Raw genomic sequence first — 13189 nt, forward strand, 5'->3', positions numbered from 1 at the left:
CAGCTCCGGCCAAGAAACAAACCGACAGTTGAATGACACCGACATGACGCATGTGTCAACCATGCCCCAGGACATACCGTCAACCATGCCCCGACACATGCGTCATTTAGGCCCCGAGACATTACATTTTAGATTTCAGTGGTTTTTGAACATAAACAGTCAATAAACTGGACTTTGTAATACTTGAAGCTGTTTATGGTGAATAGCAACAATAATTATATATATAGTGGTGGGGAGAAGGCAAGCACGGGGACGCGGACGAAAAGTCGGACGCTCTGGAGTCCGGATGGAGTCCGTGATGTATTCGATGGAGTTGAGGTCTCGCGTCCTTGATCTACGTTGTGTGGATGGTTTGAGTTGAGCGTGCGCGCGACAGCGACGATGGACGTCGCGCTCGCAATGCTGTCGCGTCGCACGCGTATTAGCATGTCCGCAACACGCCGAACATGTGGATAACCCATACCTTTCGACCACATGGGTCAGCCGGGCTTGCATCGCCGATGACACGGCCGGCACGATGGATGTATGGCATATACGAAACGAATTGACGATATCGACCGCACCGGCAGTGCAGGTCACACAAGCGGCACAAACAGTGCAAACAGTACGGAGGACTCCCGCCGCACGCTACGCCGTGTCGGCGACGCACTGATCACTGCCGGTGTGGCGTTGGGCGCGCTGACGGTGGCGTTGATGCTGTATCTGCAGCGTGGCACGTACGATCCGATGGATGTGCTCGTGCTGCTCGCCATGTGCGCGACGATCGCCGGATGCCCGCTGTGCGTGGTCGCCGGGGTGATCGTGCGGATCGTCGGCGCTATGCCGCCCGCTACTCCTCAACCGTCGCGTGACGTGCGCGCATCAGGTCGAGCGCGTGCGCGAGATCGGCCGGATACTGCGAGGTGACGGTGGTCCAGACGCGGGTGCGCGGATGCCGGAACTCAAGTTTCATGGCATGCAGCCATTGCCGCTCCAAGCCGAGCTCGGTGGCCAGCACCGGATTGGCGCCGTACATCGGGTCGCCCACCAGCGGATGCCCGATGGACGAGAAGTGCACGCGGATCTGGTGCGTGCGCCCGGTCTCCAGATTCACCGATACGAGCGTAGCCTCGCCGCCGAACCGTTCCATGACATCCCAGTGGGTGATCGCGGGCTTGCCGGCCGGCGTGACGCAGAAGCGGAAGTCGGAGACCTTGGCGCGCCCGATCGGCGCATCGATCGTGGCCCGGTCCTCCTTGAGTCCGCCCTGTACGAGCGCATGATACGTTTTGACGACCTCATGCTCGGCAAATTGCCGCCGCATCTCGACGTAGGCGAGATCGGACTTGCACACGAGCATCAGGCCGGATGTGCCCACATCGAGCCGTGAGACGATGCCCTGACGCCCTGCGGCACCATAGGAGGTGATGTGCACGCCGCGCTGCAGGAGGCTGCCGAGCACGGTGGGACCGGTCCAGCCGACCGACGCGTGCGCGGCCACGCCGACGGGTTTGTCGACGACCACCACGTCGTCGTCCTCGTAGACGATGGCCATGTCGTCGGCGATGGGCTCGGGTTCTGCCTGTTCCTCGACGAGGTCGAATTCGACGGTCTCCCCTGCCATGAGTGTGCCGGATTTGGCGATATCACGGTCGAGCACGCGCGCCTGGCCGGTTTCGATGAGTTCGGCGGCCTTGGCGCGCGATATGCCGAGCATCTTGGCCACGGCCACATCGAAACGCTTGCCGACCAGCGCATCGGGAGCGGGAACGAGACGGCTCATAGGCTCATGCCGCCTTTCGACGCGTCCCTCCCGTCAGCGACGCCGGAGGTCGCGTTATCGTCGGCCGCAGTCACCGCCGCGGCTCCGCCCTCAGCCGGAGTCGCATGCCCGTCACCGGCCGCGGCCGTATAAGCCACATCGTCCACACGAACCACGCCGGCGGAAGCTGCCGCATCATCGCCGTCCTCACGGTCGAGCGGCACGCCCAGCACGATGAGCAACACGATGCCGATGCCGGCTACCATCAGCCAGATGTCCGCCACGTTGCCCACGGACCAGCCGTAGTTGAGGAAATCGACGACCTTGCCGTTGAGGAATCCGTCCGCATAGACGACCCGGTCGATGAGGTTGCCGAACGCGCCGGCGAACGCCAGCGCGAACAGTACCGTCCATCGCGTCGACACCGTACGTACGCCGAGCACGACAAGCACCACGCTCGCCGCGATGGCCAGCAGGGAGATCACCCAGGTCATCGACGAGCCAAGGCCCAGCGACGCGCCGGGATTGTGCACGAGCGTCAACGACAGCAGATTCGGGATAACGGGAACCGTACGGCCGTCGCCCAGTGCGGACTGCGCCCACAGCTTGGTCAGCTGGTCGATGACCAGCGCAACGGCCGCCACACATGCAAAGACGGCCACGCGAACGCGCGACCGTCCCTGTCGAGTAGTCATGATCGAATACCCGCCGCGAAGCTCACTGACCGGACTGCTCGGTCTGGTTGTAGCTGTTCGTGTCGGAGACCTGGTTCATCAGGCCGCTGAGGAACTCGGTCAGACGGGCGCGATATGCGCTCTCGAACTGCTTGAGGCCCTGGATGTTGCCCTCGACGACCTTGGACTGCTCGGCGAGCGTCTCGCGCACCTGCTGCGCGTAGGTGTCAGCGCCGGAGCGGGTCTTCTGGTCGTACTCGGAGGCGCGACGCTGGACTTCGTTCTCGTACGCGTCGGCTTCCTCGTGCTTGTTCTGCACGTAGGTATCGGCTTCCTGACGCTTGGTCTGCAGGTAGTCCTCGGCGTCCTTGCGGGTCTTGGCCGAGTACGCATCGGCGTCGGAGTGGGTGTGCTCGGAGTAGCCGTCGGCGTCGGCGTGCGTGCGCTTGCTGTACTCGTCGGCTTCCGTGCGCGTGCGCTTGCCGTAGTTGTCGGCCTCGATGCGCGTGCGCTTGCTGTAGTCGTCGGCCTCAGTGCGGGTGCGCGACGAGTAGTCGTTGGCCTTGGTGATGAGCTCGTTGTACTTGGCCTGGCTGGCTTCGGTGATCTCCTTGGCCTGCGCCTTGCCCTTGTCAACGTACTGGTCGTGCAGCTGCATGGCGAGCGTCAGCATGGCGGTGGCGCGCTCCGGCTCGGTGTTCGCGGACGCGGCGGCGCCGGCGATCTTCTGCAGGCTGCCGGTCTCGGTGCTCGGCTCGACCTTGGAGACCTGCTCGCGCAGCTGGTTCTCGCGCTGCTTGGACTCCTCGAGCTGGCGGGTGAGCTCCTGCACCTGCTGGGCGGCCTGGTGGGCCTTGACGACCTGCTGCTGGGCGGCGGCCAGCTGGCGGGACAGATCCTCGCTGTTGGCGCGGAAGGTGTCGCGCTCGCGCTGGATGGCGGTGAGCTGGTCGGCCAGTGCCTGGTTGTCGGACGCCTTGGCGGCCTGCGCGGTGAGCTGGTCGATCTGCTTGTTGAGCTGGTCGACCTGGCCCTTGAGTTGCTCGTTCTGGGAGGACAGCGCGCGGTTGCTCTCTTCGGCCTCAGCCAGCTTGGACTGGGCCACCTGCGCGGCCTGGTCGCCCTGGCCGGCTGCCTTGCCGGCGGCGTCCTTGAGGCTCGCGTTCTCGCGGGTCAGCTGCTGGACCTGATCGGTCAGGTCGGAGATCTTCTTGTTCAGGCTGGTCACGTCCGGGCCGAGGGCCTGGGTGGCCGCACCGGCGGCGACGGCCTGCTTGCCGAGCGCCTCGACGGTCTCGGTCACCTGATCAAGAAAATCGTCGACCTCGTCGACGTCATAGCCTTCCTTGAATCGAACCGTTTGGAAGGTATGCTCCCTGATGTCCTTCGGAGTCAACAAAGCCATAAATCTTTACACCTCGCTTTGGGGCACTGCCTCGCTGTGTTGGTATCAACACACGATGCTATCACGTACCCCGTGCCAAAGTGCTGTCCTTGGCGGTTTTTCGGGCAGTATTCCGCGGTTTGGAGGACATGGAGGACGCCACAGCGCACGACCGCACGCATCAGATGAGCATCTGCAGCACCACCAGCGCGAAATACAGCACGAGGAAGCTCACATCGAAGTAGACCGGCCCCATCGGAATCGGTTTGATGTAGCGGCGCAGCCATCGCAGCGGCGGCTCGGTGAGCTGGTAGACGACCTGGATCAGCGACTGGACGACGCCGCGCGGATACCAGCGCGGCGCGAGCACGAACGCCCAGTCGAGGATCATACGGATGAACAAGATGGTGATGTAGGCACCGATCAGCCAGTCGATGATGCGGGCAAGCAGGTATAACAGCATGCCCCCAGCCTATCAAGAGGTCTGGGGGCATGCTGAAAAGTCGCTGTGTGCGAAATGGGAGCGCTGGCCGTCAGTCGGCGAACAGGTCGTGCGCGGAAGACGGCGCCTGCGGCTCCTCGACCTTGATGTTCACCTGCGCAGGGCTGAGCAGGAACACGCGCGGAGTGACGCGTTCGATGGAACCGCGCACGCCGAACACCACGCCGGCGGAGAAGTCCACGATGCGGTAGGCCACGGCCTCCGGCACACCGGTCAGGTTGAGCACCACCGGCACGCCGTCACGCAGGGCGCGACCGACGAGCTGGGCGTCGTCGTAGGTCTTGGGGTGGATCGTGGTGATCCGGCTGACGCGGCTCTGGAACGGGTTGGATTCACGGCCCGACGCCGAACCGCCGGCGTTGCCGGAGGCCGAAGCCGTGGTCGACGACGGCGCCATCGGGGTCACGGAGTGGTCGGAGTCGAACGAGGACTCGTCGGCCGGCTCCTCGTCGTACTGGTCATCGTCATCCGTCACGTCCGTCATGCCCAGATAGGACATCGCGTTCTTCATAAACCCTGCCATGGCAGCTCCTTTCGCTCAGCGTGCTCGGCTGCGCCTCAATGTGTCCGGTTCCGTTCGCCGTTCGTTGTCGTGTCGTGCCGCCGTGTGGTCAGCGCAGGAAGTCCGGGATGTCGAGATCGCCCGGATCGTTGGCGGAGATCACCTCGTGCTCGGACGTCTCGTCGAAGGACTGGGACGCGGCATCGCCGGACGTCGGCGCGTACTGCTGCAGCGGCGTGACGGCCGGGGCCTGCTGCTGCGGCTGCGCGACCGGCTGCGGATGGGCGGGGGTGGCCGGATACGGCTGGCGCGCCGGGGACGGGCTCGTCACGATCGGCACGGTGGTCGGGGCCGGGGTCTGCGGGATGATCGGCGTGGCGGCCGGCGCGTTCGCGGCCTCCTCGGCGGCGGCCTTGGACTTCGGGTCGAAGCCGGCGGCGATGACGGTGACGCGCACTTCGTCGCCATACGTGTCGTCGAGCGACAGACCCCAGATGATCTGTGCCTCGGGGTGGATGGCCTTGCGCACGAGCTCGGTCGCGGCGGCGGCCTCCTGCAGGCCGAGGTCGGTCGGGCCGGCGATGTTGATGAGCGCGCCGTGGGCGCCTTCGATGCTTTCCTCGAGCAGCGGGGAGCTGATGGCGATCTCCGCGGCCTGGGTGGCGCGGTCCTCGCCGCGTGCGGAGCCGATGCCGAACAGTGCGGTGCCGGCGCCGCGCAGGATGGCGGTGACGTCGGAGAAGTCGACGTGGATATAGGAGTTCATCGTGATGAGGTCGGTGATGCCCTGCACGCCGGCGAGCAGCGCCGTGTCGGCGGTCTTGAACGCGTCGACGATGCCGACGTTGCGGTCGGACAGCTCGAGCAGACGGTCGTTCGGAATGACGATGAGCGCGTCGACTTCCTTGCGCAGGTTTTCGATGCCGAGGTTCGCGGACGCGGCACGCTGCGGACCTTCAAAGGAGAACGGACGGGTGACGACCGCGATGGTGAGCGCGCCCTGCTGGTGCGCGGCCTTCGCGACGATCGGGCTGGCGCCGGTGCCGGTGCCGCCGCCCTCGCCGCAGGTCACGAACACCATGTCGGCGCCCTTGAGGGACTCCTCGATGTCGGACTGATGGTCCTGCGCGGCCTTCGCGCCCTTCTCCGGGTCGGCGCCGGCGCCGAGGCCACGGCTGGTGTTGTCGGAAAGGGAAATCTTCACGTCGGCGTCCGAACGCAGCAAATCCTTGGCATCGGTGTTCACTGCAACGAACTCAACGTTCTGCAGACCCTCGGCGATCATACGGTTGACGGCATTGCCGCCAGCGCCGCCGACACCAACGACCTTGATGTTGGTTTTGTCGCTGAACTGCTCAGTCTGGGCGATTTCGCTCACCATTGTCTCCTGTCACTCACACGGTTACGCACAACTCTATCGCAGAACCCCTGATAAAAAGGTCACTTTTCTCGGTGTGTGTCGGCGTTTCGCGCATAGAATACACCATTTGCACACGTTTGCATGGATGCCGGCCCCTATTCCGCCGCCCGTCGCCGGGTCCCGTCAGTAGCTGGCGTCCATCGGATCGTCGCCGAACAGCGTCTCGTGCTGCTCGTGCGTCGTCTCGCGCGACTCGAGCCAGCCGTACGGCAGATGCACCTTCTTGGCGAACCGCACCCGGCCGCGCGGCTTGTCCTTGACCCGCTCCGGGAACGTCATCGCCGGGTCGAGCCGGCCGATCTCGCGGCGCACGTCGTCGAGGCTCTCGCATTCCATGAACGCCTTGCGCGTGGAACCGCCCACCGGGAAGCCCTTGAGATACCACGCGATATGCTTGCGCAGGTCGTGCACGGCCATGCGTTCGTCGCCGTCGTAAAACTCAGTGAGGAGTTCGGCGTGGCGTTGGATGACGTTGCAAACCTCGCCGAGCGTCGGGTTGACGCGGGTATCATCGCCCGCGAACGCGTGCTTGATGTCGGCGAACAGCCACGGTCGACCCTGGCATCCGCGGCCGATCGCGACGCCCGCGCAGCCGGTCTCGCGCACCATCTCGAGCGCGTCGTCCGCACCCCAGATGTCGCCGTTGCCGAATACCGGGATGTCGAGCGCCTCGACCAGTTCGCCGATGCGGCTCCAGTCGGAGTGGCCGCCGTAGTATTCGGCAGTGGTGCGCGCGTGCAGCGTCACGGCCGCGCATCCCTCTTCCTGCGCGATGTGCCCGGCTTCCATGAACGTCTCATGCTCGTGGTCGATGCCGACGCGGATTTTCGCGGTGACGGGGATGTTCGCTTCGCCGCACACGCGCACGACGCGCTGGATGATCTCGCGAAACAGGTCGGTTTTCCACGGCAGGGCCGAGCCGCCTCCGCGACGGGTGACCTTGGGCACCGGGCAGCCGAAATTGAGGTCGACATGGTCGGCCATGTGCTCGTCGACGACGATATGCGCGGCCTGTTCGACGATGGCCGGGTTGACGCCGTACAACTGCAGCGAGCGGATCTTCTCGCTCGGCGCGAACCGACATAATCTCAACGCCTTAGGATTGCGGGCGACGAGCGCGCGGGCGGTGATCATTTCGGCGACGTACAGGCCGTCGGGGCCGTATTCCTCGCAGATGACGCGGAACGGCCAGTTGGTCACGCCGGCCATCGGCGAGAGCACGACCGGCGTGGGCACGGTGATCGAGCCGAGCTGGACTGGCGCGATCGTCACCGGTTCGGCCACGGCGTCCGGCGACGTCATCCCGTCGCCCGTCGTCGCGACCACGTCGCCTCGTGGGTCGAGACGCTCGCGGTCACGCGCGGCGATCACGGTTTCGGCATCTTTAACGTTCGTCACCATACGTCTTTCCTGTTCCTCCCGGCTCCCCTCCATGAGGGGAGCTGTCATGCGCAGCATGACTGAGGGGAGCAGAAGGTCATTGCCTTCCCGCTCCCCTCAGTCCGATTCGCGGTCGCCCCCTCAGCGAGGGGAGCCGCATACCTATCAATGCAATCAGTACAGGCCGCCGGCCTCATTGATCCTCACGGAGTCCGGCCAGGCCTCGCCGCCCATCGCGACCGGCTTCTGCGGCACGTGCGTGCGCTTCTCGCCGATGCGGGCATCGACGTATTCGGCGACCTTGTCGAGCGAGATGCGCTCCTGGTTCATGGTGTCGCGGTCGCGGATCGTCACGGCCTGATCGTCGAGCGTGTCGAAGTCGACGGTGATGCACAGCGGGGTGCCGATCTCGTCCTCGCGGCGGTAGCGGCGGCCGATCGCACCGGCCTCGTCGTAGTCGATCATCCACTCGTGCTGGCGCAGGTCGGACGCGAGGTTCTGCGCGACGGTCTGCAGCTCGGGCTTCTTGCTCAGCGGCAGCACGGCGGCCTTGATCGGGGCCAGACGCGGGTCAAGGCGCAGCACGGTGCGCTTGTCGACGCCGCCCTTGGTGTTCGGAGCCTCGTCCACGTCGTACGCGTCCACGAGGAAGCACATGAGGGAACGGGTCAGGCCGGCGGCCGGCTCGATGACGTACGGCACGTACTTCTCGCCGGTGGCCTGGTTGAAGTAGCTCAGGTCCTCGCCGGAGTGCTTGGCGTGCGCGGACAGGTCGAAGTCGGTGCGGTTCGCGATGCCCTCGAGCTCGCCCCAGTCGGAGCCCTGGAAGCCGAACTTGTATTCGATGTCGACGGTGCGCTTCGAGTAATGGGCGAGCTTGTCCTTCGGGTGCTCGTAGTGGCGCAGGTTCTCCGGCTTGACGCCGAGGTCGAGGTACCACTGGGTGCGCGCGTCGATCCAGTACTGGTGCCAGTCCTCATCGGTGCCCGGCTCGACGAAGAACTCCATCTCCATCTGTTCGAACTCGCGGGTGCGGAAGATGAAGTTGCCCGGCGTGATCTCGTTACGGAAGGACTTGCCCATGTTGGCGATGCCGAACGGCGGCTTGGAACGCGACGAGGTCATGACGTTCTTGAAGTCCACGAAGATGCCCTGCGCGGTCTCCGGGCGCAGGTAGTGCAGGCTGTTCTCATCCTCGACCGGGCCGAGGTGCGTGCGCAGCATCATGTTGAAGTCGCGCGGTTCGGTCCACTTGCCGCGGGTGCCGCAGTCGGGGCACACGATGTCGGCCATGCCGTTTTCCGGCAGCTTGTCGCCGTGCTTCTCGGCGTAGGACTCCTGCAGCTTATCGGCGCGGTTGCGCTTGTGGCAGTTGAGGCACTCGACCAGCGGGTCGTTGAACACGGCCACGTGGCCGGAGGCGACCCACACCGGGGTCGGCAGGATGATGGACGTATCCACGCCCACCACGTCGCCACGGGTGACGACCATCGAACGCCACCACTCGCGCTTGATGTTGTCCTTCAGCGCGACGCCGAGCGGACCGTAATCCCACGCGGAGCGGGTGCCGCCGTAGATTTCTCCGGCGGGGAACACGAACCCGCGACGCTTCGCGAGGGACACGACTTCATCGAGTTTGGATACAGCCACAATGCACCTTCTGGTTTGAACGGTTTGGGGACTAGTTAACGTTCCCGAGTCTATAGGCACAGCGTGACAGTGATATAAGGTGCGTCTTAATACCACATGCGGGCAGGAAACGCCAGAGACGGGACACGAAAGAACCAGGACATGTCCACGTAGCGGCATAGCGTCGGGAACGTAATGCAGGGGAACCCGGAGGCAACGGCCGGGTTGAGAGTGGCGTGAGCCTGACCCTTGGAACCTGTTGGTTAAGACCATCGTAGGGAGCAGCGATATGAGCGAAGATTCGCATATGCACTGTTGCAACGACGCCGACGACACCGATCTGGCCGATCTGCGCGAGCGCATCGCGCAGGCGGTGCGGGACGTGAAGGCGCAGACGCCGCTGGCGCAGTCGTTCACCAATTTCGTGACCATCAACCTCGTGGCGAACGCGCAGCTTGCGGCCGGCGGCACCGCGGCCATGAGCTTTCTGCCGGACGACGTGATCGATACGGCGTCGATCTCCGGCGCGGACTACATCAACGTCGGCACGCTGCTGCCGTTCTACAAGGACGCGTTGCCGCAGATCGCGCGCGCGTTCCACAAGACCGGGCACAAGTGGGTGCTCGATCCGGTGGCGGCCGGCATCGGCAAGACGCGTACCGAGATCCTGTGTGCGTTCCGTGCCGTTCCCCCGACGATCGTGCGCGGCAACGCGTCGGAGATCATCGCGCTGGCGACCATGTGGGGGCTGATCTCCCCCGACGAGGCGAGCCGCCCGGCCGGCGTGGAGTCCGTGGACGAGGTGGACGCCGCCGTCGAACCGGCGCGTAAGCTCGCCACATTCCTCGCACAGTCCGCGCCGGACGGCAAGGCCGCGGTGGCCGTGTCCGGCAAGGTCGATCTCGTGACCGACGGCGACCAGATCTATCGTCTGACGGGCGGCAGCGCGCTCATGGCGAAGATCACCGGCGCCGGCTGCTCGCTCGGCGGCGTGACCGCGACGTATCTGGCCGTCGCCGAACCGCTCGTGGCCGCACTGGCCGCGTCGCTGCTGTACAACCGCGCGGGCGAGATCGCCGAAGCCAAGGCCGAAGGCCCCGGCTCGTTCCAAGTGCATCTGCTCGACGCCCTGTGGAACCTCACCCCCGAGCAGGTCGCCGCCTCCGACATTCGCTGATTCTTCCGTCTCTGGCTCCCTTCAGCGAGGGGAGCCATAACCAATCGATCGTCCGCCAATCATCATCCATACAGACTTCCTGTAGATCAACCCAAAAGGAACACCATGAACAACTATCCATTCGCATCGATGCGCGACTCGTTCGACCTGTCCGCGTACTTCGTCGTCGGCCCGCAGGACACGCACGGACGGCCGGTCACCGACGTGATCGAGGAGGCGCTGCGCGGCGGCGCCACGTTCATCCAGCTGCGCGCCAAGGACGCGGACGCCAAGGAGATCACCTCGCTTGCGCAGGACATCGCGCAGATCATCGAGGACAACGACAAGTCCGATTCGGTGGCGTTCGTGATCGACGACCGCGTGGACGTCGTCTGGCAGTGCCGTAACAAGGGCATCAAGGTCGACGGCGTGCACATCGGCCAGACCGACATGGAACCGCGCGAGGCCCGTGCAATGCTTGGTGACGATGCGATCGTCGGCCTGTCCGCCGAAACCGAGGCGCTCGTCAAGCTCATCAACGAACTGCCGGACGGCTGCATCGACTACATCGGCGCCGGCCCGCTGCATGTGTCCACCACCAAGCCCGAAGCGTCGGTCGGCGGCAATGACGGTTCCGGCAAGACGCTCGACGCGAACCAGATCAACACGATCTGCTTGGCCTGCGACTTCCCGGTCGTGGTCGGCGGCGGCGTGACGCTCGCCGACATGGACATGCTCACGCACACCAAGGCGGCCGGCTGGTTCGTCGTCTCCGCGATCGCCGGTGCGGACGACCCGCAGGCCGTGACGCGCGCGATGACCGACGCGTGGAAGGCCGTGCGCGGCGACGCGAAGCACGGCTACGCCAAGCGCGTGATCGCTCCGGCCGAACCGGCCGCCGACGCGGACGCCACGGCCGCCACCTCCGCCGAACCGAAGTTCACCAACGCGAAGGAAGCCAAGGAGGCGGTCAAGCTCGCCAAGCAGCAGCGCGTCGACATCGCCGCCCGCGGCTCCAAGCAGCGCGACAAGGCGCATATCCGCAAGACCAAGCCGGTGCATTTCGAGAACCAGTTCGGCAGCTACGACCTCGAGGTGCCGTACACCGAAATCAAGCTGTCCGATACGCCCGGCGTCGGCCCGAACCCGCCGTTCCATGACTACAACACCGAAGGCCCCAAGTGCGATCCGAAGGAAGGTCTGAAGCCCCTGCGCCTCGACTGGATCCTCGACCGCGGCGACGTGGAGGAATACGAGGGCCGCGAGCGCAATCTCGCGGACGACGGCAAGCGCGCCATCAAGCGCGGCAAGGCCACCAAGGAGTGGCGAGGCCGCAAGCACAACCCGCTCAAGGCCAAGGACCACCCGATCACGCAGATGTGGTATGCCCGCCACGGCATCATCACCCCGGAGATGAAGTACGTGGCCGAGCGCGAGAACTGCGACGTCGAGCTCGTGCGTTCCGAACTCGCCGCGGGCCGCGCGGTCATGCCGTGCAACATCAACCACCCGGAGGCCGAACCGATGATCATCGGATCCGCCTTCCTCACCAAGCTCAACGCGAACATGGGCAACTCGGCCGTCACCTCGTCCATCGACGAGGAGGTCGAGAAGCTGACGTGGGCCACCAAGTGGGGTGCGGACACCGTCATGGACCTGTCCACCGGCAACGACATCCACACCACGCGCGAGTGGATCCTGCGCAACTCCCCCGTCCCGATCGGCACCGTGCCGATGTACCAGGCGCTGGAGAAGGTCGAGGACGACGCGAGCAAACTGTCTTGGGAGCTGTTCCGCGACACCGTGATCGAGCAGTGCGAGCAGGGCGTGGATTACATGACCATCCACGCGGGCGTGCTGCTGCGTTACGTGCCGCTGACCGCAAACCGCGTGACCGGCATCGTCTCGCGCGGCGGTTCGATCATGGCCGAATGGTGCCTGCAGCATCATCAGGAGAGCTTCCTGTACACGCACTTCGACGAGCTGTGCGACATCTTCGCCAAGTACGACGTCGCGTTCTCGCTGGGCGACGGTCTGCGCCCGGGCTGCCTCGCGGACGCGAACGATCCGGCGCAGCTGAGCGAGCTGATGACGCTGGGCGAGCTGACCCGCCGCGCATGGGCCAAGGACGTGCAGGTCATGATCGAAGGCCCGGGCCACATCCCGTTCGACACGGTGCGCATGAACATCGAGATGGAAAAGGCGATCTGCAACGACGCGCCGTTCTACACGCTCGGGCCGCTCACGACCGACACTGCGCCGGGCTACGACCACATCACGTCCGCGATCGGCGGCGTGGAGATCGCCCGTTACGGCACGGCCATGCTGTGCTACGTGACGCCGAAGGAACACCTCGGCCTGCCGAACAAGGACGACGTCAAGCAGGGCGTGATCGCGTACAAGATCGCCTGCCATGCGGCCGACATCGCCAAGCACCACCCGCACGCGCAGGACCGCGACCTCGCGATCTCGAAGGCCCGCTTCGAGTTCCGCTGGCTCGACCAGTTCAACCTGAGCTACGATCCGGACACGGCGATCGCGTTCCACGATGACACGCTGCCGGCCGAGCCGGCGAAGATGGCGCACTTCTGCTCGATGTGCGGCCCGAAGTTCTGCTCGATGGCCATCTCGCAGAACATCCGCAAACAGTTCGGCGGCGAGGCGTCGCAGGAGCGGATCGTCGCCGAATCCGCCGAGAACGTGGCGCGCGGCATGGCCGAGATGAGCGAGAAGTTCAAGGCGCAGGGCGGCAAGCTGTACACCACCGCCGAATAGCGAGTAGCGTAAGGCATAACGCATGT

General features: G+C 65.1%; 11 protein-coding genes and 1 riboswitch. Of the genes, 3 read left to right on the forward strand and 8 right to left on the reverse strand.

Annotated elements, in window-relative coordinates; translation table 11 throughout:
• Positions 1–525 precede the first annotated feature (525 nt).
• A complete protein-coding gene (locus DSM100688_RS11940) occupies positions 526–906 on the forward strand; it encodes a hypothetical protein (protein WP_152358918.1) in 381 nt (126 codons plus the stop codon).
• Here DSM100688_RS11940 and DSM100688_RS09820 read toward each other — a convergent pair.
• The 8 genes from DSM100688_RS09820 to DSM100688_RS09855 form a co-directional block, all read right to left on the reverse strand.
• Positions 830–1762 carry an RluA family pseudouridine synthase gene (locus DSM100688_RS09820; RefSeq protein ID WP_152358919.1) on the reverse strand — a complete coding sequence of 311 codons (933 nt, stop codon included), beginning with the start codon at positions 1760–1762 and terminating at the stop codon, positions 830–832. The genes DSM100688_RS11940 and DSM100688_RS09820 overlap by 77 nt on opposite strands.
• The gene (locus tag DSM100688_RS09825; RefSeq protein ID WP_152358920.1) at positions 1759–2436 is read right to left on the reverse strand and encodes a signal peptidase II; all 678 of its coding nucleotides are present in this window, start codon (positions 2434–2436) and stop codon (positions 1759–1761) included. The genes DSM100688_RS09820 and DSM100688_RS09825 overlap by 4 nt, the downstream gene beginning before the upstream one ends.
• Positions 2437–2458: 22 nt before the next feature.
• The gene (locus tag DSM100688_RS09830; protein ID WP_152358921.1) at positions 2459–3820 is read right to left on the reverse strand and encodes a DivIVA domain-containing protein; all 1362 of its coding nucleotides are present in this window, start codon (positions 3818–3820) and stop codon (positions 2459–2461) included.
• 160 nt (positions 3821–3980) lie between these two features.
• Positions 3981–4262, reverse strand: coding sequence for a YggT family protein (locus tag DSM100688_RS09835; protein ID WP_152358922.1), 282 nt, complete (start codon positions 4260–4262; stop codon positions 3981–3983).
• 70 nt (positions 4263–4332) lie between these two features.
• On the reverse strand, positions 4333–4824 hold the full coding sequence (locus DSM100688_RS09840) for a cell division protein SepF (RefSeq protein WP_152358923.1): 492 nt from the start codon (positions 4822–4824) through the stop codon (positions 4333–4335).
• 88 nt (positions 4825–4912) lie between these two features.
• Positions 4913–6181 (reverse strand): cell division protein FtsZ, encoded by a 1269-nt coding sequence (ftsZ, locus tag DSM100688_RS09845; protein WP_152358993.1) that lies wholly within the window; start codon positions 6179–6181, stop codon positions 4913–4915.
• A gap of 165 nt (positions 6182–6346) precedes the next feature.
• The gene (gene dusB / locus DSM100688_RS09850) at positions 6347–7624 is read right to left on the reverse strand and encodes a tRNA dihydrouridine synthase DusB (RefSeq protein ID WP_152358924.1); all 1278 of its coding nucleotides are present in this window, start codon (positions 7622–7624) and stop codon (positions 6347–6349) included.
• A gap of 153 nt (positions 7625–7777) precedes the next feature.
• Positions 7778–9253 carry a glycine--tRNA ligase gene (locus DSM100688_RS09855; protein ID WP_152358925.1) on the reverse strand — a complete coding sequence of 492 codons (1476 nt, stop codon included), beginning with the start codon at positions 9251–9253 and terminating at the stop codon, positions 7778–7780.
• Positions 9254–9421: 168 nt separating this feature from the next.
• Positions 9422–9530: riboswitch (TPP riboswitch) on the forward strand.
• Between DSM100688_RS09855 and thiM the strand changes: the two genes are divergently transcribed.
• Both thiM and thiC read left to right on the forward strand, forming a co-directional pair.
• Complete coding sequence (thiM, locus tag DSM100688_RS09860; RefSeq protein ID WP_152358926.1) at positions 9522–10409, forward strand: hydroxyethylthiazole kinase; 888 nt, start codon at positions 9522–9524, stop codon at positions 10407–10409. (Overlaps the previous riboswitch by 9 nt.)
• Before the next feature lie 105 nt (positions 10410–10514).
• Positions 10515–13163 carry a phosphomethylpyrimidine synthase ThiC gene (gene thiC / locus DSM100688_RS09865; RefSeq protein WP_152358927.1) on the forward strand — a complete coding sequence of 883 codons (2649 nt, stop codon included), beginning with the start codon at positions 10515–10517 and terminating at the stop codon, positions 13161–13163.
• The last annotated feature ends 26 nt before the right edge of the window (positions 13164–13189 follow it).

The sequence above is a fragment of the Bifidobacterium ramosum genome, from assembly GCF_009299505.1.
Lineage (GTDB): Bacteria > Actinomycetota > Actinomycetes > Actinomycetales > Bifidobacteriaceae > Bifidobacterium > Bifidobacterium ramosum.